The sequence below is a fragment of the Saccharomonospora azurea NA-128 genome (assembly GCF_000231055.2).
In the GTDB taxonomy this organism is placed as follows: Bacteria; Actinomycetota; Actinomycetes; order Mycobacteriales; family Pseudonocardiaceae; genus Saccharomonospora; species Saccharomonospora azurea.
In genome coordinates, this window is record NZ_CM001466.1 from 1,308,704 (window position 1) to 1,327,436 (window position 18,733).

17 protein-coding genes are annotated in these 18,733 nt (G+C 71.2%); 5 read left to right on the forward strand and 12 right to left on the reverse strand.

Annotated features, from left to right (window positions below):
• Positions 1 to 206: 206 nt before the first annotated feature.
• The gene (locus SACAZDRAFT_RS05890) at positions 207 to 1,271 is read left to right on the forward strand and encodes a quinone-dependent dihydroorotate dehydrogenase (RefSeq protein WP_005439611.1); all 1,065 of its coding nucleotides are present in this window, start codon (positions 207 to 209) and stop codon (positions 1,269 to 1,271) included.
• Here the strand turns inward: SACAZDRAFT_RS05890 and SACAZDRAFT_RS05895 are convergent.
• The 7 genes from SACAZDRAFT_RS05895 to rimO all read right to left on the reverse strand — a co-directional run bounded on the left by SACAZDRAFT_RS05895 (position 1,231) and on the right by rimO (position 7,891).
• Entirely contained in the window at positions 1,231 to 2,616 is a 1,386-nt protein-coding gene (locus SACAZDRAFT_RS05895) for an allophanate hydrolase-related protein (RefSeq protein WP_005439613.1), read from the reverse strand. The genes SACAZDRAFT_RS05890 and SACAZDRAFT_RS05895 overlap by 41 nt on opposite strands.
• Positions 2,617 to 2,703: 87 nt before the next feature.
• Entirely contained in the window at positions 2,704 to 3,618 is a 915-nt protein-coding gene (gene pspM, locus SACAZDRAFT_RS05900) for a phage shock envelope stress response protein PspM (RefSeq protein WP_005439616.1), read from the reverse strand.
• 28 nt (positions 3,619 to 3,646) lie between these two features.
• Positions 3,647 to 4,501, reverse strand: a complete 855-nt coding sequence (locus SACAZDRAFT_RS05905; RefSeq protein WP_005439618.1) for a PspA/IM30 family protein — start codon at positions 4,499 to 4,501, stop codon at positions 3,647 to 3,649.
• Positions 4,502 to 4,743: 242 nt separating this feature from the next.
• Complete coding sequence (locus tag SACAZDRAFT_RS05910; RefSeq protein ID WP_005439620.1) at positions 4,744 to 5,199, reverse strand: helix-turn-helix domain-containing protein; 456 nt, start codon at positions 5,197 to 5,199, stop codon at positions 4,744 to 4,746.
• A 93-nt stretch (positions 5,200 to 5,292) separates the two neighbouring features.
• Positions 5,293 to 5,775 carry a CinA family protein gene (locus tag SACAZDRAFT_RS05915; RefSeq protein ID WP_005439622.1) on the reverse strand — a complete coding sequence of 161 codons (483 nt, stop codon included), beginning with the start codon at positions 5,773 to 5,775 and terminating at the stop codon, positions 5,293 to 5,295.
• Complete coding sequence (gene pgsA, locus SACAZDRAFT_RS05920) at positions 5,772 to 6,452, reverse strand: CDP-diacylglycerol--glycerol-3-phosphate 3-phosphatidyltransferase (protein WP_005439624.1); 681 nt, start codon at positions 6,450 to 6,452, stop codon at positions 5,772 to 5,774. The genes SACAZDRAFT_RS05915 and pgsA overlap by 4 nt, the downstream gene beginning before the upstream one ends.
• Entirely contained in the window at positions 6,449 to 7,891 is a 1,443-nt protein-coding gene (gene rimO, locus SACAZDRAFT_RS05925; protein ID WP_005439626.1) for a 30S ribosomal protein S12 methylthiotransferase RimO, read from the reverse strand. Before rimO ends, pgsA begins: the two co-directional genes overlap by 4 nt.
• Before the next feature lie 82 nt (positions 7,892 to 7,973).
• Between rimO and SACAZDRAFT_RS05930 the strand changes: the two genes are divergently transcribed.
• The gene (locus tag SACAZDRAFT_RS05930; protein ID WP_005439628.1) at positions 7,974 to 8,507 is read left to right on the forward strand and encodes an amino-acid N-acetyltransferase; all 534 of its coding nucleotides are present in this window, start codon (positions 7,974 to 7,976) and stop codon (positions 8,505 to 8,507) included.
• 6 nt (positions 8,508 to 8,513) lie between these two features.
• Here SACAZDRAFT_RS05930 and SACAZDRAFT_RS05935 read toward each other — a convergent pair whose 3' ends face one another.
• Together SACAZDRAFT_RS05935 and SACAZDRAFT_RS05940 are read right to left on the reverse strand one after the other, a co-directional pair.
• Complete coding sequence (locus tag SACAZDRAFT_RS05935) at positions 8,514 to 9,521, reverse strand: o-succinylbenzoate synthase (RefSeq protein WP_005439631.1); 1,008 nt, start codon at positions 9,519 to 9,521, stop codon at positions 8,514 to 8,516.
• A gap of 3 nt (positions 9,522 to 9,524) precedes the next feature.
• Positions 9,525 to 12,104, reverse strand: coding sequence for an FtsK/SpoIIIE family DNA translocase (locus SACAZDRAFT_RS05940; RefSeq protein WP_005439632.1), 2,580 nt, complete (start codon positions 12,102 to 12,104; stop codon positions 9,525 to 9,527).
• 122 nt (positions 12,105 to 12,226) lie between these two features.
• Here SACAZDRAFT_RS05940 and SACAZDRAFT_RS05945 point away from each other — a divergent pair, with 122 nt between their 5' ends.
• From SACAZDRAFT_RS05945 to SACAZDRAFT_RS23185, 3 genes are all read left to right on the forward strand, one after another.
• Positions 12,227 to 13,057, forward strand: a complete 831-nt coding sequence (locus tag SACAZDRAFT_RS05945; protein WP_081481175.1) for a lysophospholipid acyltransferase family protein — start codon at positions 12,227 to 12,229, stop codon at positions 13,055 to 13,057.
• Positions 13,054 to 14,070 carry an EamA family transporter gene (locus tag SACAZDRAFT_RS05950; RefSeq protein ID WP_005439636.1) on the forward strand — a complete coding sequence of 339 codons (1,017 nt, stop codon included), beginning with the start codon at positions 13,054 to 13,056 and terminating at the stop codon, positions 14,068 to 14,070. The genes SACAZDRAFT_RS05945 and SACAZDRAFT_RS05950 overlap by 4 nt, the downstream gene beginning before the upstream one ends.
• A gap of 105 nt (positions 14,071 to 14,175) precedes the next feature.
• Entirely contained in the window at positions 14,176 to 14,313 is a 138-nt protein-coding gene (locus tag SACAZDRAFT_RS23185; RefSeq protein ID WP_005439645.1) for a hypothetical protein, read from the forward strand.
• A gap of 33 nt (positions 14,314 to 14,346) precedes the next feature.
• Here SACAZDRAFT_RS23185 and SACAZDRAFT_RS05955 read toward each other — a convergent pair whose 3' ends face one another.
• From SACAZDRAFT_RS05955 to SACAZDRAFT_RS05965, 3 genes are all read right to left on the reverse strand, one after another.
• Complete coding sequence (locus tag SACAZDRAFT_RS05955) at positions 14,347 to 16,044, reverse strand: ribonuclease J (RefSeq protein ID WP_005439647.1); 1,698 nt, start codon at positions 16,042 to 16,044, stop codon at positions 14,347 to 14,349.
• Positions 16,041 to 17,066, reverse strand: coding sequence for a 4-hydroxy-tetrahydrodipicolinate synthase (gene dapA, locus SACAZDRAFT_RS05960; RefSeq protein ID WP_005439648.1), 1,026 nt, complete (start codon positions 17,064 to 17,066; stop codon positions 16,041 to 16,043). The genes SACAZDRAFT_RS05955 and dapA overlap by 4 nt, the downstream gene beginning before the upstream one ends.
• A 131-nt stretch (positions 17,067 to 17,197) precedes the next feature.
• Positions 17,198 to 18,709: a serine/threonine-protein kinase gene (locus SACAZDRAFT_RS05965; RefSeq protein WP_005439649.1), complete on the reverse strand. Its 1,512-nt coding sequence runs from the start codon at positions 18,707 to 18,709 to the stop codon at positions 17,198 to 17,200.
• Positions 18,710 to 18,733 lie beyond the last annotated feature (24 nt).

Sequence of the window (18,733 nt, forward strand, 5' to 3'; positions counted from 1 at the left end):
ACCCAGTTGACGCGTGTGTCTGCCGGTGAATACCAGGCAGTCACCGGCCCCTAGTGTTTCCGGGAACCGGTCCGTCCCGGGCCCGAACGGCTGACGACGTTCGGGAGTCGCACTGGGGGCTTCACCTCTTTCCAGGGGCGGTCCGTCTCGATCGCCTCGTGCTCCTGGATGCGAGCTGCGTGTCCGCATGACGGATACTGGACGCCGTGCTCTTCGACAGGATCGTCCGGCCCGCCCTCTATCGGCTTCACGCCAACGACGCCGAGGCAGTGCACGAACGCACCGTCCGCCTGCTCGGCAGGCTGGGCCAGGGCAGCCCGCTGACCCGCGCACTCGGCCGGTACTACCGGGTCGACGACCCCTGCACCGTCTTCGGCATCCGGTTCCCGAACCGCGTGGGCCTCGCCGCCGGGATGGACAAGGACGGGCGCGCGCTGCACGCGTGGTCGGCTCTCGGGTTCGGGTTCGTCGAGGTCGGCACCGTCACGCGACACGCGCAGCCGGGCAACCCCCAGCCCCGTCTCTTCACGCTCGACGCCAGTGACGCCGTGCTCAACCGGATGGGCTTCAACAACGCCGGTGCGGCGGCGTTGGCCGGCCGGCTCGCCGCCACGGGCAAGCCCGACATCCCGCTCGGGATCAGCATCGGCAAGTCGAAGGTCACTCCCGTCGAGGAGGCGATCTCCGACTATCGCGACTCGCTCGTGACGCTGTCCCCGTACGCCGACTACGTGGCCGTCAACGTCAGCTCGCCCAACACGCCGGGACTGCGCACGCTGCAGGACCGCGGAGCGCTGACCGAGCTGCTGAGCGAACTGTCCCGCACCTCCCGCGACCTCGCGGCGACGAGCGGGCGCGCGCGGGTGCCGCTGCTGGTGAAGGTGGCTCCGGACCTGTCGTTCGACGCCATCGCCGAACTGCTCGGTGTGTGTCTCGACCACGAGGTCGCCGGCCTCATCGCCACCAACACGACGTTGTCGCGGGACGGACTCGCGCCTCAGGACGCACGGTTCGCGAGCGAGCCGGGCGGACTGTCCGGGCGCCCGCTCACGACGAGGTCGGCGGAGATCGTGCGCTTCGTGCACGACCAGGTGGGCGACTCACTGCCGATCATCGGTGTGGGCGGCATCGGCGGCCCCGACGACGCGCTGCGCATGCTCGACGCCGGTGCGAGCCTGCTGCAGGTCTTCAGCGCGTTCGCCCTCCACGGGCCCGCCGTGGTGAAGCGGATCAACTCCCGGCTCGCACCGCGGCAGGCCGTACGGCGCTGAGGTGGCGCAGGTACGCCCGCCAGCACTCCCACGCGGTGAGGTCGGCACCGTGTCGCGCCGCTGCCGGATCGCAGAGGATCGCGAGCGAGCTCGTCCCGTCGGCCAGGTCCACGGTGCCCAGGCGCATCGGCGCGGGCAGGTGAGCGACGAACTCGCCCAACGCCGCCGGAGCCAGCAGCCATTCCTCGCCGAGCAGGGGACCGCCCTCGGCGGCACCGCGCGCCGGCACCACCCCGGCCTCGGGCGGGTCCTGCTCCAGCAGCATCAGCCGATAATGGCGGGACGTGGTCGCGAAGCCGGTGAACCGCGCCCCCACTCGCTCCAGGTCCACGGCCCGCGGTTGCCCCCGGAGGAAGGAACCGAAGGCGATCAACCGCACTCCGACGTCCGGGTAGGGCCGGGGAGCCTGTGATCCGGTGAGCAGCCCCGCGAGGTCGAGCACCACCTGGTCGTCGAAGGGTTTCGTCAGCAGGCCGACACCGCCGTCGAACCGCAGGGGCAGCAGCATGGCCGCGGTGTCGAGGTGCGTCACCAACCGACTCAGCGAACAGGCCCCGCTGCCCAGCGGCAGCAGGATGGCGTCGTGATATTGCAGGGCGTGCGCGGCACGTCGGCGACAGATGCCGTCGGCGCCCCCACCCGACAGCTCGACCTCGTTCGTCAGTGCGCCCGCCACCCGCAACGTGTCCGCGGTCGCGAGGAGCCGAGCAGCGTCCATCGGTGCGAGCGCGGCCAAGAACGGCCGGTCCGGCACACCGACCCGGGGGTGCTCGCCCGCGCTCAGGCGCACCGACTCCGGCCAGTGCCTGCTGAACCCTCGGGAGCCGGCTCGGGGATCCGGTCCCGTGACCGCGGCGGCCACCTGCTGCGCGACGGCGGCGTCGCGGGCCAGCACCGTGGTGACTCCCGAATCGCTCGTCGGCAGCAGTCCTCGGGTGGGGACGAACCCCACCACTCCGCGACACCCGGCGGGCGGTTCGGTGACGAGCAACGCGTCGAGCTTGCTGAGCGTCTCCACCCGCGCCTCGGAGCCCGGCGAGGGCGAACCGGGCACCGTATGCCCTGCGACCACCGCACCGGCCTGCGCGAGCCGTCCCACGACGACGGGCTCGTCCGGCGCGGCCACCAGAGTCCCGACCAGCGGCAGGCGCTCCCCCAACCTCACCCGCTCGTCGACGGCCTTCGCGTCCACGAGCACGTCCTCCCGGCAGCGCAGCCGCACCAGCGGGGCCGGTCCGAGACCGCGCGAGAGCGCGTCGAACACCGACAGCACGCGCTGGACGGCCTGGCTCGTGGTGATGGGAGGAAGCGGGACCGTGTCGTCGTCGAACAGGAACAGGTTCACGCCGCTGTCCTTTCCTGACAGAGTCTGGCGCGTAGTACCTACCCGGCTCGACCGCCGGTCAACCTGCTCACAGGAGCAGAGCTGTCGTCACGGCGACGACAGCTCACGCAATGCCGACGCCAGTCCGGCGAGCCGGTCCGTGGCGTCGGTGAGGGCCTCCTTGGCCTCCGGCACCCCACTGCTGGAGGCGGCGACGGCCCGCCCCGTGGCCGCGACGAGGGCGCCGTACTCCTCGATGCCCCCGTCGAGCTGTTCCCGCAGCCCTTCGAGAGCGGTGTCCAAGGCCGGTCGCTGGGCCTCGGGGGTGGACGCCCGAGCGCGCTCGACCGATTCGATCCGCGCGGCCAGGGCGCGCAGGACGGCGGCGGCCTCCTCCGCCGTCTGTCGCGTCTGCTCGACCGACAGCGGCGGCACCGCCGACACGGTGCCGCCGGTCGTGGGCGCCGCCAGTTGTGCGAGCAGCTCCGCGAGCGACGCCTCGCTGCGCGCCAACCGTTCCATCGGCTCCCGCGCCAGGGATCCCACCCTCGGCAGCGCCGGCGGTCGCGGCGCCGCGACGACCGTGGTCTTGCTCAGCTGGTACAGGCGGATACCGGAGCGCGTGCCGAGCACCCCGAAGATCACCACGCCGACCAAGCCGCTCAGCGCGCCCTGCCACCCGTCGACACCGCCCGTGATCCCCGTGTAGCCCACGAGGGCGTACAACACGGACAGCAGGGTCAGCACGATCCACAGCGTCAGGGCCCGCGACGTGCGTCGCTTCCGGCGCTCGTGTTTCGCCGCCGGGTCGTTCCACCGCGCCCACTTGTCGCGGACCTCGCCCACCACGGGCGGCACCACGGGCACCGGACGCGCATCCGTGCGCGAGGCGTCGGACGTCCGTTCGGCCGTCGCGCTGTCCGTGTAGGCCCGCACCGCGCGTTGCGCACGCTGGGCGTAGTCGGGCAGACGCTGCAGATGCTTGTCGAACTTCGCGAAGCGCTCGTTCCGTCCGCCCGCCACGGTCACCCCCGCATGAATGCTGCTCTTCTCACGCCTGGTTCTTCTGCCGCTCGGCCTCGACCCTGGCCTGGATCTCCTTCTGGACGTCCGAGGTGGCCGACGACGAGGACGAGGCGCTGCTGTTGCTCGTGGAGTCGCCGCTCGTCACCTGCGCCACCGACTCGCCCTTCATCGAGGCGCGGATCTGCTCCAGACGGCTGTGGCCCGCGAGCTGCGTGGTGGAGTGCTGGACCTCCAGCATCCGGCCCTGCACCGAGTTCTGCGCCAGCTCGGCCGAGCCGAGAGCGGTGGTGTAACGCTTCTCGATCTTGTCGCGGATCTCGTCGAGCGAAGGCGTGTTGCCGGGCGCGGCCAGCTCCGTCATCTGGTTCAGCGACGAGGAGACCTGCTCCTGCATCTTGGCCTGCTCCAGCTGCGACAGCAGCTTCGTGCGCTCGGCCAGCTTCTGCTGGAGCATGCTCGCGTTGCGCTCGACGGCCTGCTTGGCCTGCTCGGCGGCCTGCAGCGCCTGGTCGTGCAGCGTCTTCAGGTCCTCGATCGACTGCTCGGCGGTCACGAGCTGCGCCGCGAAGCCCTCGGCGGCCGTCTCGAACTCCTGAGCCTTCTGCTCGTCGCCCTTGGCCCTGGCCTCGTCGGCGAGCGTCAACGCCTGGCGGGTGGAGGCCTGCAGCTTCTCGACCTCGCCCAGCTGTCGGTTGAGCTTCATCTCCAGCTGCCGCTGGTTACCGATCACCGAGGCAGCCTGCTGCGACAGGGCCTGGTGATTGCGCTGAGCCTCCTCGATGGCCTGCTGGATCTGCACCTTCGGATCGGCGTGCTCGTCAACCTTGGACGAGAACGCCGCCATGAGGTACTTCCAGAACTTCACGAAAGGGTTGGCCATCTCCTCCGCCTGCTTTCTCACGTCCCACAGTTACCGAACGGGGTGACACGAGCGCCCGACCAACGCCAGCGCCTCTCGCGTGCACGACTGCCGTTCTTCGACCCACGTGATCCCCGTGTGGGTTCCATCGTGTCAGGTCGACCGCCGCGGTACCAGGCGACCCCGGCGAAATCAGGGATCCCCCTGACCGTGTCGAGTCCGTTCGGTGACATGGTCGTCACCGAACGGCCCCCCACGAGCATCTATGCGGCCAGGACGGGCTTCGACTTCGGTGCCCGGATCGTGGTCCGGAGAGTGGGCGAAAGCCGGAAGTCCGCGAAGTCCTCACCTCGGCTGCCGGTGGCCAGCCGACCGCCCTCGAAGCTGCGTTCGCCTTCTCCGCTCGCCGCGTCCTCGCCGTCCCCGGCCTCGTTCACGGCGGCGAACTCGTCGGGCCTGGACTCCACCGCCGCGTCGACCCGGTCCAGCGCGGAGACGTCGGCGGCGACGTTGTGCAGCAACTCGCTCAGCGGAAGCTCCAGCGCCTCGCAGATCGACGCGAGGAGCTCGCTGGACGCCTCTTTCTGCCCCCGCTCGACCTCGGAGAGGTAACCGAGGCTCACCCTGGCGGCGCGGGAGATGTCGCGCAGCGTCCGGCGCTTGGTGGTGCGGGCATGACGGAGCCGATCACCGATCGCCTCACGCAACAGCACGGTCATCACGCGCCTCCCTTCCTTGTGTCCACGGTACCGAGACCGGGGGACAAAGCGCAGGTGCACAACGCGATCGTCCGCCCACAGCGAACGCGTGGGTCAGTCGAGGTGTTCTCGGAGCAGTCCGAGAGCGGCCGCGACCGCACCCGCGCGCACCTCCTCCCGGCCTCCGGCGAGGTTCAGGGTCCGCACGGCCCTGGTCTCCGGACCCGCGAGCCCGATGTACACGGTGCCCGGCTCGCACCCGTCCTGAGGGTCGGGCCCGGCGACTCCCGTCAGGCCCAGCCCCCAGTCGGCGGTACAGCGACGACGCGCGCCCTGCGCCAGCTGCGCGGCGACCTCCGGGTGCACGGCACCGTAGTCGGCCAGCAGTGTCTCGTCCACCCCGCCGAGGGTGTGCTTCAGCTCGGTGGCGTAGACGACCAGCCCGCCCCGCAGCACGGCACTGGACCCGGGCACGCGCGTGAGCGTCGCGCACACGAGTCCGGCGGTGAGCGACTCCGCCGCCGCGACCGTCTGGCGCCGGCGCGTCAGCTCGGCCACGAGCCACGCCGCCTGGTCGTCCGCATCGGGGGCGCTCACGTCACCTCCACAGGTCCCTGCCGCGCCACCGCACGGAGCCGCAGCGCGCGGACGAGGTAGTCGACGCCCGTGCCGACCGTCAAGACCAGGGCCGTGCCCAGGAGCACCCACTCGACGGGGTCGACCTGGGCGGGCAGCGGCAACAACACGACACCGATCGCCAGGACCTGCGCCAGGGTCTTGGCCTTGCCTCCCTTGCTGGCCGGGATGACGCCGTGGCGGATGACCCAGAACCGCAGCAACGTCACGGCGAGCTCCCGGCCGAGGATGACGGCCGTGAACCACCACGGCAGCTCGCCCAGCACACTCAGCCCGAGCAACGCCGCGCCGATCAACGCCTTGTCGGCGATCGGGTCGACGATCTTGCCGAAGTCGGTGACGAGGTCGAACCGCCGCGCCACCCAGCCGTCGAGCCGGTCGGTCAGCGCGGCCACCGCGAAGACCGCCGTGGCGACGTAACGCCACGGCGAGACGTCCAGCCCGTCGGAGGTGTCCGCCCCGGCGACGTCACCGGCGAACAGCGCCACGACGAACACCGGCACCAGCACCAAGCGCAACACGGTGAGCACGTTGGCGAGGTTCAGCGTCGGGACGGGAGCCCTCGCGCGGCCAGCGCCCTGGGCCGAGCCGTCGGGCGAACCGTCGGCGTCGTACGTGCCGGCCTTGTCGATACTCACGTCTCAGGGTCCGGGTCACCGGGGGCTGGGTTGATCGGTCGGACGATCAGGTCGACGCCCGCACTGTCCACGACCTCGCAGCGGACGAACTCCCCGACCTTGCACTCGGCGTCCCCGAGCACGACGCACTCCCCGTCGACCTCGGGCGCCTGGTGCGCGGCCCGGCCGACGATCTCCTCGTCGACCGACTCGACGAGCACGTCGACCACCGAGCCGACGCGGTCTTCGGCTCGCTGCGAGGTGAGTTCCTCGACCAGCTCGGACACCCGCCCCACGCGCTCCGCGATCTCGGAGGAGTCCAGCTTGCCGTCGAACGTCTCCGCCTCGGTGCCGTCCTCGTCGGAGTAGCCGAACACCCCGACCGCGTCGAGCCGCGCCTCGGTGAGGAACCGTTCGAGCTCGGCGACGTCCTCCTCCGTCTCGCCGGGGAAGCCGACGATCACGTTGGTGCGGATGCCCGCCTCGGGCGCGTAGGAGCGGATCTGCTCGATCAGCGCGAGGAACGACTCGGTGGACCCGAACCGCCGCATGCGCCGCAGCACCGCCTCGCTGGAGTGCTGGAACGACAGGTCGAAGTAGTCCGCCACACCGGGGGTGGTCGCGATGACCTTCACGAGGTCCGGGCGGGTCTCGGCGGGCTGGAGGTAGGAGACGCGCACGCGGTCGATGCCGTCGACGGCCGCGAGCCGGGGCAGCAACTGCTCCAGCGCGCGCGTGCCGCCGAAGTCGCGCCCGAGGTCCTTGCCGTAGGACGTCGAGTTCTCACTCACGAGGAACAGCTCCCGCGCACCGTGCGCGGCGAGCCACTCCGCCTCGGCCACGAGCTCGTCGGGGTGCCGCGACACGAACGAACCCCGGAACGACGGGATCGCGCAGAACGAGCAGCGGCGGTCGCAGCCCGAGGCGATCTTGAGCGGCGCGACCGGCGAGTCGTCGAGGCGCGAGCGCAGCACGCGCGGACCCCACCCCGCGTGACCGGGCACGGTGACGTCCGTGGCCGCGGCCTGCCGCTCGACCGGAGTGATCGGGAGCAGCGTCCGGCGGTCGGTCGGAGTGTGCGACTCCACCGTCCGGCCCTGTGCGACGTCGGCGAGCCGCTCGGCGAGGTTCGGGTAGTGGTCGAAGCCGAGCACCGCGTCGGCTTCGGGCAGGTTCTCCGCCAGCTCTCGTCCGTAGCGCTCGGCCATGCAGCCCACGGCGACGACCTTCGCGCCCGTGTCGGCTGCCGCCAGCAGCGTGTCGACCGAATCCTTCTTCGCCTGCTCGACGAAGCCGCACGTGTTCACGACGACGACGTCGCTGTCGGAAGGGTCGTCACTGAGCTCCCAGCCGCCCTCGACGAGGCGGCCGGCGAGTTCCTCGGAGTCGACCTCGTTACGGGCGCACCCCAACGTCAGAAGAGAGACCCGGCGATGAGACGAGGATTCAGAGCTGGACACCTGTTCAGGGTAACGGGCACGTGGCCGCGGTCGAGCACACCCTGGTCACAGACGATCAGCATATGCGTTAGCGTGTATAGTCATGCAACCACCCCTGATTCGGCGCGCACGGATCGCTGACGTGCGCACCATCAAGTCGTTGGTCGATTCCGACGCGGGGCGGGTGCTCCTGGAGAAGAACCTCATCACCCTCTACGAGGACGTGCAGGAGTTCTGGGTGGCCGAGCTCGACGGCAGGGTCGTCGGCTGCGGCGCCCTGCACGTCATGTGGGAGGACCTCGCCGAGATCCGCACGGTGGCCGTGGACCGGTCCGTGCGCGGCCGGGGCATCGGGCACGCACTGGTGGAACGGCTCATCGACCTGGCCGTCGAGCTCGGGCTCAAACGACTGTTCGTGCTCACCTTCGAGACCGAGTTCTTCGCCCGGCACGGGTTCACCGAGATCACGGGGACCCCGGTCCCGCGCGAGGTCTACGAGGAGATGCTCCGCTCGGCCGACACCGGCGTCGCGGAGTTCCTCGACCTGCCGTTCGTGAAGCCGAACACCCTGGGCAACACGCGCATGCTGCTGCACCTCGACGACCGGCGGGACGCGCGGACCGGTATCAGTGCGTGAGGACCGCTAGCGCCGCCGCAGCACCGCGCTCACGCGGGAGAGGCGGGACAGCCACCGCGCCGCGCTGACCGGATCGGTGGGCGCGTGGGCCTCCACCAGAGTCGGGTCGGGCTCCGGCGTGGTCGCCGGGACCCGGACGTGGCCGTCGACCGGCTGCACCGCATCCGAGGGAGCCACCACGTCGCCGTTCAGCAACGACAGGGTGCCGAGACCGCACGCGAACGGGAGCTCGGGCAACGCCGCCGCCAACGCCACCTCGGCGGCCAGCCCGACGCTCGTCTCCAGCGCCGACGACACGACGCACGGCAGGCCGCACGCCTCCGCCACCCGCAGCGCGCGCTGCACGCCTCCCAGCGGCAGGCACTTGAGCACCGCGACGTCCGCCGCCTCCGCCACCGCGACCCGCAGGGGATCGTCGGCCCTCCGGATGGACTCGTCGGCCGCGATGCGCACGTTGACGCGCCTCCGCACCTGCGCGAGCTCGGGCACGGTGCGGCACGGTTGCTCGACGTACTCCAGACCGTCCGCCGAGCGGTCGAGCACCCGGATGTGGCGCACGGCCGTCTCGACGTCCCAGGCGCCGTTGGCGTCCACGCGGATGGCGCCGTCCGAACCCAGCGCCGACCGGACGGCCTCGACCCTCGCCTGGTCCTCCCCCAGCGACCCCGGGCGGTCGGCCACCTTCACCTTCGCCGTGCGGCAGCCCGACCGCGTGACGATCTCGTACGCGGCCTCCGGGCCGACGGCGGGCACGGTGCAGTTGATCGGGACACGGTCGCGAACCGGTGTCGGCCAGTGTCCCGTGCACTGCTCGATCGCGGCGTCGAGCCAGGGTGCCGAGCCGGCGTCGGTGTAGTCGTCGAACGGGCAGAACTCTCCCCATCCGGTCGGTCCGCGCAGCAACATGCCCTCGCGGACGGTGATACCGCGGAACCGCGTCCGCATCGGAATGGCGTACACGCGGACCGCCTCCACGGCGGCCAGCGGGTCGTCGCTCGAACTGATGGTGGACACCGTTCACTCCTCCGGCGGTGGATCGTCTCCACGGATCATGGCGAGCACGCCGGGCAGGTCGTCGGGCTTCACCAGCACCTCGCGTGCCTTCGAACCCTCCGAGGGGCCGACCACGCCGCGCGTCTCCAAGAGGTCCATCAACCGCCCCGCCTTCGCGAAGCCCACCCGCAGCTTGCGCTGCAACATCGACGTCGACCCGAACTGCGAGCTCACCACCAGCTCGGCCGCCTGAAGCAGCACGTCGAGGTCGTCGCCGATATCCGGGTCGATGTCCTTCTTCTCGCCCGCCTTGGCCGCCGTGACGCCCTCGGTGTAGTCGGGCTCGGCCTGTTCCTTGGTGGCCGCGACGACGGCCGCGATCTCGTCGTCGCCGACGAACGCGCCCTGCACGCGCGTGGGTTTGCCCGCTCCCATCGGCAGGTACAGCGCGTCGCCCATGCCGATCAGTTTCTCGGCACCCGGCTGGTCGAGGATGACGCGCGAGTCGGTCAGCGACGACGTCGCGAACGCGAGCCGCGACGGGACGTTGGTCTTGATCAGGCCCGTGACGACGTCGACCGACGGACGCTGGGTGGCCAGCACGAGGTGGATGCCCGCGGCCCGGGCCTTCTGCGTGATCCGCACGATCGCGTCCTCGACGTCGCGCGGCGCGGTCATCATGAGGTCGGCGAGCTCGTCGACGATCGCCATGATGTACGGGTACGGGCGGTAGACGCGCTCGCTGCCCGGCGGTGCGGTGATCTCCCCCGACCGCACCTTGCGGTTGAAGTCGTCGATGTGCCGCACCCGGTTGGCCTGCATGTCCTGGTAACGCTGTTCCATCTCCTCGACGAGCCAGGCGAGCGCGGCGGCCGCCTTCTTCGGCTGCGTGATGATGGGCGTGATCAGGTGCGGGATGCCCTCGTAGGGCGTCAACTCGACCATCTTCGGGTCGATGAGGATCATGCGGCACTCGTCCGGCGTCGCCCGGGAGAGCAGGGACACCAGCATCGAGTTGACGAAGCTCGACTTACCCGAACCCGTGGAACCGGCCACGAGCAGGTGCGGCATCTTCGTGAGGTTGGCGGTGACGAAGTCGCCCTCGATGTCCTTGCCGAGGCCGATGACCATCGGGTGGTCGTCCTCCGCCGCCGTCGGCGCGCGCAGTACGTCGCCGAGGCGCACCATCTCGCGGTCGGTGTTGGGCACCTCGATGCCCACGGCCGACTTGCCGGGGATCGGCGCCAGCAGGCGCACGTTCTCCGTGGCCACCGCGTAGGCGATGTTCTTCGTCAACGCGGTGATCTTCTCGACCTTCACGCCCGGCCCGAGTTCGACCTCGTAGCGCGTGACCGTGGGGCCACGCGTGAATCCCGTGACCTGCGCATCGATCTTGAACTGCTCCAGCACGCCCGTGATCGCGTCGATCATCGCGTCGTTGGCCCGGCTGTGCTCCTTCGGGGCGTCCCCGAGGGTCAGGAGTTCCAGCGACGGGAGCGTGTAGTCGCCCTCGACCGAGCGGGTGACCGACAGCGCGGGTTCGGTCCTTCGCGGCGTCTTGGCGGTCGGCTTCGGGCGGGCGGCCGAGGGCTTGCGCGGCGGCGCCTCCGATGCCGCGGACGCGGAGTCGTCCGGAGGTGCGGTGAAGTCCAGCGTCGCCTGGGTCTCCTCGCGCTGGGCGCTCGACCCGCGCTTGCGGGCGGGCCTGCGCAGGCGCACGGAGGCGGGGTCGGCTTCGGTCACCGCGCTGGTGACGTCGGACTCCGCAGCGGCGCGCCGGGCGCGAGAGGCACCGGCCGACGGCTTCTTCTCGGGCTCGTCGGCGGGCTCGTCCTGGTCGGCCGCCCATTCGCGCAGCCGCTGCGGGACGCGCCGCACGGGCGTTCCCGCGCACACCAGCACGCCGTACGCCAGGACGAGCACCAGCAGCGGAACGGCGACCCAGCCGGTGACACCCCGGGCGAGCAGGTCACCGGAGAGCCAGCCGATCCACCCTCCGGCGTGCATCTGGTCGGCGTGGTCCTGCGGCCGCCCGCTGACCAGATGCAGGAGTCCGAGGACGGCCAGAGTCACGAGCAGACTGCCGACCACCATGCGCGGCCGCGTCTCGGGGCGTGGCTGCGAGCGCATGAGCACGACCGCGGCCAGCAGCAGCCCCACCGGCAGCGCGAGGGCCGCGGACCCGAGAACACTGCGCGTCCCGACGGCGATGGCCTCACCGACCGGCCCCGCCGCCTCCCAGCCCACGCCGACGGCCGCGACCAGGGCCAACGCGATGAGCCCGAGCGCGAGACCGTCCCTGCGGTGTTCGGGATCCAACTCGCGCGTGCGACCGACCGCCCGGGCCACGCCGCCGACACCACGGGCGAGCATGCGCCAGGTGCCGCGCACGGTCTTTCCGAGCGCACCGCCCGACGACCGCTTCGCCGGGGGTTTCCGGCCCGCGGAGGAGCGGCTCTTCGCCGGCGACTTCGACGCCGGTCTCGACGTCTTCGCCGTGGTCTTCGTACCCGACTTCGCGGTCGAGGAGGACTTCGCCTTCGTCGAGCGCTGCGGTCCCCGCCCCGCGTTGCCTCGCCCCCGTGTCGTCGAGCCGCTCGCCATGACCCCTACGGTAGCCGTTACGCCCCACTCGTCCCGCGCGCCACACTGGCCACGGGCGAGATTGATCGACGTCACGCCCGCCCCGTGTCCGGCACCTGAACGCGCGTGACATGCTTCGACGCATGGTGGCGCTTCGACACGACCGTGGGTCCTCCAGCCGGGGTAGGAGCACGCGGGCTCCCCTCGTGTGGCGGGCGATGCTCGCGCTCGACCACGGGGTCGTCAACCTCGCGGGCCGCCTGCGGGTCAGCGGCGGCGTTCCCCGGTCGTTGCGGGGCAAACCCTTCCTCATGGCCGCCAACCACATCGGCGTGTTCGACGCGTTCGTCCTGATGGCCGCGTGCCGGCGCCTCGGCCTGGCTCCGCGGTTCATGCTCGCGGGCGGCCTGCTGGACGCGCCCGTCGTGGGTCCGGCGCTGCGCGCGAGCGGACATCTCCGGGTCGACCGGGGCTCGGCGTCGGCGGTCGCCCAGTTCGCCCAAGCCGCCGAGGCGCTGCGCACGAGCACGGCGCCGATCATCGTGTACCCGGAGGGCCGGATCAGTCACGACCCGGGACTGTGGCCGGAGCGCGGCAAGACCGGCGCGTCCCGGCTCGCGCTGTCGGCGGGAGTTCCGGTGATCCCCGTCAGCCAGTGGGGCGCGCACGAAGCCGTGTACTGGGGCACGGAGACCGTCAACGGACTCGCCGACATCCTGCCGCTCGCGCGCTCGGGGCTCACGTCTCCGGTGCGCCGTCCCACGTTCCGAGTGCACTTCGGGGACCCGGTCGACCTCTCGCCGTTCGAGGCGGGACGTCCGGGTGACGCGGTCAAGGCTCACGCGGCGATCATGCGAGCCATCACCGACGGTCTCGTTCCCCTGCGCGCCGACGAACCCGACGTGCCGCGCTTCGTCGACCCGACCCGGCCGACCGACGGACACAGCCCGTGGCGACCGGGAGCAGGATCGTGAGCCGTTCGGCAACGTCCGGCGGCACCGCCTCAGCGCAGGCTCCCGCACAGGCTCCGACGCGGCACCGCGCGCGCGGCATCCTCCTGCTGGTGCTGGCGTCGATCTGCTTCGGCACCTCCGGCGCGCTCGGCAAACCCGCGATGCTCGCGGGCCTGTCGCCCGAGCAGGTCGCCGCGGCGCGCATCGGCATCGCCGCCGTGGTGCTGCTCGTCGGGGTGGGGCTGACCCGCCCCGCACTGCTGCGCGTGCGACGCGGGCAGTGGCGTGTGCTGCTGGGCTACGGCCTGCTCGGCGTCGCCGGTGTGCAGCTGTTCTACTTCCTGTCGGCCGCGCGCGTACCCGTGGGCATCGCGATCCTGTTGGAGTTCGCCTCGCCCGTGCTCGTCGCGCTGTGGGTGCGCTTCGTGCGCCGGGTACGGCTGCCGTGGCCGATGTGGGCCGGGATCGGAACGGCGCTGGTGGGTCTGGCGCTCGTCGCCCGTGTGCACGAGGGACTCACCCTGGATGCGCTGGGCCTCGCGGCGGGCGTCGCCGCCGCGGTGTGTTCGGCGGCGTACTTCCTGCTCGGCGAACACGGCGTGGCCAGCCACCACCCGCTGGGCATGGTCACCTGGGGGATGGTGGTCGGCGCCGTCGCCGTGTGCCTCGTCGCGCCCCCGTGGACGCTGCCCGCCGCCACACTGACCGCCCCCGCCGAGATCGGTCCCTGGCACCCGCCGGTGTGGACCCTGCTCGTGGCCGTCGCGCTGTTCTCCACGGTGCTCGCCTACCTCGCGGGCATCACGGCGCTGCGCCACCTCCCGGCCTCCACCGCGAGCGTTCTGGCGCTGCTGGAACCACTCGTCGCCACGAGCACGGCGTGGGTCCTCCTGGGCGAGTCGCTCGTGTGGGTGCAGGTGCTCGGCGCCGTCGTCCTGCTCGGCGGTGCTCTCGTGGTGCAGCTGACGGCACCGGCGGCGCAGGGCGGGCCCGCCACCGGCACGATCGAACCGCTTCCCCACTCCGAACACTGACCGCGCTCCCACTCTGCGGGAGGCCACCCGTTCGGGGGAACCGAACGCGTCCCCGGCACTTCCAAGGAGTCGAACCGGGAAGAGCGACACAGGAGGGGGGAACGTATGAGCCGCCCGACTCGAGCCGAACAGCGCCGCGCCCGCAGGGCCCTGTTCGTGCAAGGGGTGACGATCCTGCTCGCGCTGGTGGTGGTGAGCGTCACCGGCCGGGGACGGACCACACCGGCCGGTGACCACCGCTGAGGCGGACAACGCACCCGCCTCAGCGCAGAGGTGTCACACGGGGATGACCGTCGGGACGATCATCGGCCTGCGCCGGTACGTCTCGGCGACCCACCGACCGACCACCCGCCGGACCGCCTGGGCGATCTGGTGGGTGTCGGTGATGCCCTCCGACTCGGTCCGCGACAGCTCCATCTCGACGAGGCGCGTCACCTCGTCGAGAGCCTTCGGGTCGTCGGAGAACCCGCGCCCCGACAGGGTCGGCGAACTCACGGCGCGGCCGGTGGTGGAGTCGACGGCCACGGTGATGGCGATGAAACCGCCTTCGCCCAGCACGAGCCGGTCGGACAGCGTGGACTCGCCCACGTCGCCCACCGACAACCCGTCGACGTAGACCATGCCGACCTCGACCCGGCCCGTGATTGAGGCCTTGCCGTCGACGAGGTCGACGACGACGCCGTCCTCAGCCAGCACGACGTTCTCCTCGGCCACTCCGGTCCGCACGGCCAGCGCCGCGTTGGCCCGCAGGTGCCGCCACTCGCCGTGCACCGGCATGACGTTGCTCGGCCGGATGGCGTTGTAGAGGAAGAGCAGCTCGCCCGCCGAGGCGTGGCCGGACACGTGCACCTTCGCGTTGCCCTGGTGCACCACGTCAGCCCCGAGCCGCACGAGACCGTTGATCACCCCGAAGACCGCGGTCTCGTTGCCGGGGATCAGCGAACTCGCGAGCACGACCGTGTCACCGGCCCGGATGGAGATCTGCTTGTGCTCACCCCGCGCCATGCGCGACAGCGCCGACAGCGGCTCGCCCTGCGACCCGGTGGAGACGAACAGCACCTTCGTCTCCGGCAGGTTGACCGCCTCGTCCAGGTCGATGAGCAGGCCCGGAGGGATCGTCAACAGGCCGAGCTCGGACGCGATGTTCATGTTGCGCACCATCGACCTGCCGACGAACGCCACGCGCCGACCGTGCCGGTGAGCCGCGTCGAGGACCTGCTGCACGCGGTGCACGTGGCTCGCGAAGCAGGCGACGATGACGCGCTGCCGCACCCGCGCGATCACGTCGTCCAGCACCGGACCGATGTCGCTCTCCGGAGTGACGAACCCGGGCACCTCGGCGTTGGTGGAGTCGATGCACAGCAGGTCGACACCCTCGTCACCGAGGCGGGAGAACCCGGCCAGGTCGGTGAGCCTGCCGTCGAGCGGGAGCTGGTCGAGCTTGATGTCGCCGGTGTGCAGCACGACCCCCGCCGGCGTGCGCAGAGCGACCGCGAGCGCGTCGGGAATCGAGTGGTTGACGGCGAAGAACTCCAGTTCGAACGACCCGACCGTCCGCCGCTCGCCCTCGGTCACCTCGATCAGCGTGGGACGCTGCCGGTGTTCGCGGCACTTCGCCGACAGCAGCGCCAACGTGAACCGCGACCCGTACACGGGCAGGTCGGGACGCATCCGCAGGAGGAACGGCACGGCGCCGATGTGGTCCTCGTGCCCGTGCGTGAGCACGAGGGCTTCGATGTCGTCGAGCCGTTCCTCGATGGCGCGGAAGTCGGGCAGGATCAGGTCGACTCCGGGTTGCGCGTCCTCGGGGAACAGCACGCCGCAGTCGACGATCAGCATCCTGCCGTCGTACTCGAAGACGGTCATGTTGCGGCCGACCTCGCCGATCCCGCCGAGGGCGACGACACGCAGACCGCCCTCGGGAAGCGGCGGCGGCAGGTGGTCGGGGCCCGGCCCGCTGAGCTGAGAAGTCACCGGTGAATGGTCCCAACGCTCGTGTGTGTGGTGGGTGTGACGTAGGCGGCGGCAGAGTCGGCCGCGGCGACACGCGACCCCGCCCAGTCATCGGCCGGGGACGTCTCCAACGGCACGCCCGCCTGGGTGAGGTCCTCCGCGATGGCGCGGACGAGGTCGTCCGTGGCGGGCACGATGGGCAGGCGCGGGTCGCCCACCTCCATGCCCCGCAGCCGCAACGCCGTCTTGGCGAACACGACACCACCGACGCGGGAGAACGCGCGGAACACCGGGATCATGCCGCGGTGGTTCGTCCGTGCCGTGGAGGTGTCACCGTCCTCGTAGGCGTCGATCATCGCGCGGATCCGGCCCGCGACGACGTGTCCGATGACGCTCACGACACCGGTCGCGCCCACGGACAGCCACGGCAGGTTCAGCCCGTCGTCGCCCGAGTAGTAGGCGAGGTGGGTGTTCGCGATGACCTCGGTACCCGCCAGCAGGTCGCCCTTGGCGTCCTTGACCGCGATGATGCGCGGGTGCTCGGCGAGCCTGCGCAGGGTGTCGACCTCGATCGGCACGATCGAGCGCGGCGGGATGTCGTACAACATCACGGGCAATTCGGTGGCGTCGGCCACGCTGGTGAAGTGGGCGTAGAGACCGGCCTGGGTGGGCCGGGAGTAGTACGGGGTCACGACGAGCAGGCCGTGCGCACCGGCCTTCGCGGCCTCCTGGGCCATCTCGATGCTGTGCGCCGTGTCGTTCGTGCCCGCTCCGGCGACGACGGTCGCGCGGTCGCCGACGGCTTCGACGACAGCCCGCACCAGATCGGTCTTCTCGGCGTCCGTCGTCGTGGGGCTCTCGCCCGTGGTGCCGTTGACGACCAGGCCGTCGTTGCCCAACTCCACCAGATGAACGGCGAGCTCCTGAGCCCGCTTCAGATCCACCGCCCCGGAAGCGGTGAACGGCGTGACCATGGCGGTGAGCACCCGGCCGAACGGGCGTCCCGGCGCGGCCGTGGGTGGGGTTGGTGGTGCGATCGACATGGAACTGACGGTACCTCTTCGATTCGACGACGACCGCCCCGACCAACGCGAACGAAAGCGATCCGGTCACCCCTCCGGGCGGGGCAAGAGGATTGCCGGTAGCGCGAGAGCGGGGCGGGAAAGTTTTCCGGTTACGCCACTTCCTGGACGACGGAGCCGACCCGCCGGCCCCCGTCCTTGTTCCCGACGAAGCAGTGCACGGCACGGACGGCCTCGTCGCCGTCGTCCGTCGGCTTCCGTTCCCACTCCTGCTGACTCGGGATCAACGCCCGGTACGCCAGCGCGCTGCGCTCGGTGTCCTTGATCAGGTTCGAGTGGAATCTGATCCCGCACACCGTTTCGGCGTAGTGGGTGAGCTCCTCCTGGCCCGGATAGCGGGCCTCCGGCACTCCGTCCTCGTCGGATCCGCCGGACGGTGTGGAGCTGGAATACCACTCGACGTCGTGGGATTCCTCGCAGTCCACCCAGTTGCTCTGACCGATCGCGCGGCCCTTGTCCAACGTGGTGTTGACGCAGTTGGAGGTGAAACTTTGGATCACCAGCTCCTCGATGTCGCCGCCGCTGCCGTAGGTGAGCGTGGGCAGCATCTGCTCGTCCACGCTGGGCGACCACACGGGCTTGCCGAGGAAGAACCCGGCCACCAGCAATCCGACACCCGCGAGTGCCCCGACCGTCCACAGGGCCTTCTTCCTGCCCGGTGTCGCCGCCGCGGCGGTGGCCGGGCCGGTGGGCCGGCCCGCGACCCGCGTGGGCGGTGAGCCCTGGTGCAGGGTCGGCTGGCCACCCGGAGGGGTCATGGCCGGGTGCTGCTGCGCGGCAAGTGTGAGCAGGTGCTGCGCCTGGTCGGCGGAGATGCGGCCCTCGGGCGAGGTGGCCATCAGCCCCATGATCGCCGAGGCGAGCGGGCCGTGGACCCGCGTGAGATACGGGACCTCGTTCATGATGGCGTGCAGCGTCGCGGCCGTGGACGCGCGCTCGAACGGAACGGCGCCTTCCGCGGCGAAGAACAGGGCCGCGCCCAACGACCACAAATCCGACGCGGGCATCGCCTCGTTTCCGGCGACCCGTTCCGGCGCCATGAACGCGGGCGAGCCGACGAGCATCCCGCTGGTGGTGATGCGCGGATCGTCGATGGCCTGGGCGATGCCGAAGTCGGTCAGCTTGGCGCGGCCGTTCGCGGCGACCATGATGTTGGCGGGCTTGACGTCCCGGTGCACGATCCCGGCCTGGTGCGCCGCCCGCAGCGCTGAAAGCACCTGGAGGCCGACCGAGGCGATCTGGTGCGGCGGCAGCGGGCCGTGCGTCCGCACGACGTCCGACAGCGTGGGAGCCTCGACGAGCTCCATGACGATGTAGGTGATCCCGTTCTCGGAGACGACGTCGAACACCGTCACGACGGCGGGGTCGTTGAGCCGGCCGCCGGTGCGCACTTCTCGGAGGACGCGCTCCTGGAAGACCCCTTCCTCGGCACCGTCGGGGACGCGGAGCTCCTTGATCGCGACCTGCCTGCCGATCACGGTGTCCTCGGCCCGCCACACGACACCCATGCCGCCGCGCCCGAGTTCACCTCCGAGGCGGTAGCGGTTGGCGATGATCCGCATCACGGGTACCGCTGGTGCGGTGGAGGTCTGCTCGTCGGTCACCCTGCATCTCCTCGTCTCACGCGC

Bases quoted from the DNA above. Each gene is read 5' to 3' on its own strand.
- SACAZDRAFT_RS05905 (WP_005439618.1), bottom strand. From the start codon at position 4,501: ATGGCCAACCCTTTCGTGAAGTTCTGGAAGTACCTCATGGCGGCGTTC.
- SACAZDRAFT_RS05910 (WP_005439620.1), bottom strand. From the start codon at position 5,199: ATGACCGTGCTGTTGCGTGAGGCGATCGGTGATCGGCTCCGTCATGCC.
- SACAZDRAFT_RS05930 (WP_005439628.1), top strand. From the start codon at position 7,974: ATGCAACCACCCCTGATTCGGCGCGCACGGATCGCTGACGTGCGCACC.
- SACAZDRAFT_RS05940 (WP_005439632.1), bottom strand. From the start codon at position 12,104: ATGGCGAGCGGCTCGACGACACGGGGGCGAGGCAACGCGGGGCGGGGA.
- SACAZDRAFT_RS05945 (WP_081481175.1), top strand. From the start codon at position 12,227: ATGGTGGCGCTTCGACACGACCGTGGGTCCTCCAGCCGGGGTAGGAGC.
- SACAZDRAFT_RS23185 (WP_005439645.1), top strand. From the start codon at position 14,176: ATGAGCCGCCCGACTCGAGCCGAACAGCGCCGCGCCCGCAGGGCCCTG.
- dapA (WP_005439648.1), bottom strand. From the start codon at position 17,066: ATGTCGATCGCACCACCAACCCCACCCACGGCCGCGCCGGGACGCCCG.